Source organism: Subtercola sp. RTI3, from assembly GCF_035018625.1.
In the GTDB taxonomy this organism is placed as follows: domain Bacteria; phylum Actinomycetota; class Actinomycetes; order Actinomycetales; family Microbacteriaceae; genus Subtercola; species Subtercola vilae.
In genome coordinates, this window is sequence record NZ_JASJXO010000109.1 from 1 (window position 1) to 2,917 (window position 2,917).

The following is a 2,917-nucleotide window of genomic DNA, read 5'->3' on the forward strand; positions in this document are numbered from 1 at the left end:
GTGTTGATGAAGTTATCGGCTTATTAGTACAGGTCAGCTCCACACCTCGTTAGTTGGTGCTTCCACATCCTGCCTATCAACCCAGTAGTCTCCTGGGAGCCTCTCACCACCGAAGTGGTATGGAAATCTCATCTCGAAGCCGGCTTCCCGCTTAGATGCTTTCAGCGGTTATCCGTTCCGAACGTAGCTAATCAGCGGTGCACTTGGCAGTACAACTGACACACCAGAGGTTCGTCCATCCCGGTCCTCTCGTACTAGGGATAGCTCTCCTCAAATTTCCTGCGCGCGCAGAGGATAGGGACCGAACTGTCTCACGACGTTCTAAACCCAGCTCGCGTACCGCTTTAATGGGCGAACAGCCCAACCCTTGGGACCTACTCCAGCCCCAGGATGCGACGAGCCGACATCGAGGTGCCAAACCATGCCGTCGATATGGACTCTTGGGCAAGATCAGCCTGTTATCCCCGAGGTACCTTTTATCCGTTGAGCGACAGCGCTTCCACAAGCCACTGCCGGATCACTAGTCCCGACTTTCGTCCCTGCTCGACTTGTCAGTCTCACAGTCAAGCTCCCTTGTGCACTTACACTCGCCACCTGATTGCCAACCAGGTTGAGGGAACCTTTGGGCGCCTCCGTTACTCTTTAGGAGGCAACCGCCCCAGTTAAACTACCCACCATGCACTGTCCCAGAACCGGATTACGGTTCGTAGTTAGATATCCAGAGTGACCAGAGTGGTATTTCAACAATGACTCCACCAGCACTAGCGTGCCCGCTTCACAGTCTCCCACCTATCCTACACAAGCCACACCGAACACCAATACAAAGCTATAGTAAAGGTCACGGGGTCTTTCCGTCCTTCTGCGCGTAACGAGCATCTTTACTCGTAGTGCAATTTCGCCGAGTTCGCGGTTGAGACAGCTGGGAAGTCGTTACGCCATTCGTGCAGGTCGGAACTTACCCGACAAGGAATTTCGCTACCTTAGGATGGTTATAGTTACCACCGCCGTTTACTGGGGCTTAAATTCTGGGCTTCGCCTTGCGGCTAACTCTTCCTCTTAACCTTCCAGCACCGGGCAGGCGTCAGTCCGTATACATCGTCTTGCGACTTGGCACGGACCTGTGTTTTTAGTAAACAGTCGCTTCCCACTGGTCTCTGCGGCCCTGCACCGCTCCCGGAGTAAATCCGTTCACAGCTCGGGCCCCCCTTCTCCCGAAGTTACGGGGGCATTTTGCCGAGTTCCTTAACCACGATTCTCTCGATCTCCTTAGTATTCTCTACCTGATCACCTGAGTCGGTTTGGGGTACGGGCACATGGAACCTCGCGCCGATGCTTTTCTTGGCAGCAGACGATCACTGATTTCCCCAACAAAGGGTACCCATCGAGTCTCAGCCTTCAATGAGGGGCGGATTTGCCTACCCCTCGGCCTACATTCTTAGACCGGGACAACCATCGCCCGGCTCAGCTACGTTCCTGCGTCACACCTGTTAATACGCTAACCGCACCACCATAGGGTCACGTGCTAGGCCAACCCCCTCGCCCCGAAGGGTCCGGTAAGAAGGATTCAGACGTTTAGCATCAGTGGATTAGCTTGGACGGTTCTTCTGCGGTACGGGAATATCGACCCGTTGTCCATCGACTACGCCTGTCGGCCTCGCCTTAGGTCCCGACTTACCCAGGGCGGATTAGCCTGGCCCTGGAAACCTTGATCTTTCGGAGGACGGGTTTCTCACCCGTCTTTCGCTACTCATGCCTGCATTCTCACTCGTGTGGCCTCCACGGCTGGTTTACACCGCCGCTTCACTGGCCACACGACGCTCTCCTACCCATCCATACGGCTGGACCACGAAGGCCTGCCAAAAATATAAATGCCACAACTTCGGTGGCGTGCTTGAGCCCCGTTACATTGTCGGCGCGGAATCACTTGACCAGTGAGCTATTACGCACTCTTTCAAGGGTGGCTGCTTCTAAGCCAACCTCCTGGTTGTCTATGCAACTCCACATCCTTTCCCACTTAGCACGCGCTTAGGGACCTTAGATGGTGGTCTGGGTTGTTTCCCTCTCGACGATGAAGCTTATCCCCCACCGTCTCACTGCTGCGCTCTCACTTACCGGCATTCGGAGTTTGGCTAACGTCAGTAACCTTTTAGGGCCCATCGGCTATCCAGTAGCTCTACCTCCGGCAAGAAACACGCAACGCTGCACCTAAATGCATTTCGGAGAGAACCAGCTATCACGAAGTTTGATTGGCCTTTCACCCCTATCCACAGCTCATCCCCTCCATTTTCAACTGAAGTGGGTTCGGTCCTCCACGACGTCTTACCGTCGCTTCAACCTGGCCATGGATAGATCACTTCGCTTCGGGTCTAGAACCAGCGACTCAAACGCTCTATTCGAACTCGCTTTCGCTACGCATTCCCCTCACGGGTTAAGCTCGCCACTGATCACTAACTCGCAGGCTCATTCTTCAAAAGGCACGCCGTCACACCAACAAAGGGCGCTCCGACGGCTTGTAAGCAAACGGTTTCAGGTACTATTTCACTCCCCTCCCGGGGTACTTTTCACCTTTCCCTCACGGTACTTGTTCACTATCGGTCATCTGGGAGTATTTAGGCTTATCAGGTGGTCCTGACAGATTCACGCGGGATTTCTCGGGCCCCGCGATACTTGGGATACTCATCAGACCATTACCACATTTCGACTACAGGGCTGGCACCTACTACGGCTGGGCTTTCAATCCCATTCATCTATATGACGCTGTAATCCTCACAGTACGGCAGTAACTGCAGACAAGTCCCACAACCCCGACCATGCAACGCCTGCCGGCTATCACACATGATCGGTTTAGCCTGTTCCGGTTTCGCTCGCCACTACTCACGGAATCACATGTTGTTTTCTCTTCCTGAGGGTACTGAGA

1 rRNA gene is annotated in these 2,917 nt (G+C 54.1%); it reads right to left on the minus strand.

Features of this window, described 5'->3' with window-relative positions:
* Positions 1–3: 3 nt before the first annotated feature.
* Positions 4–2,917: ribosomal RNA gene (locus tag QN358_RS18770) — 23S ribosomal RNA — on the minus strand; the annotation flags it as partial.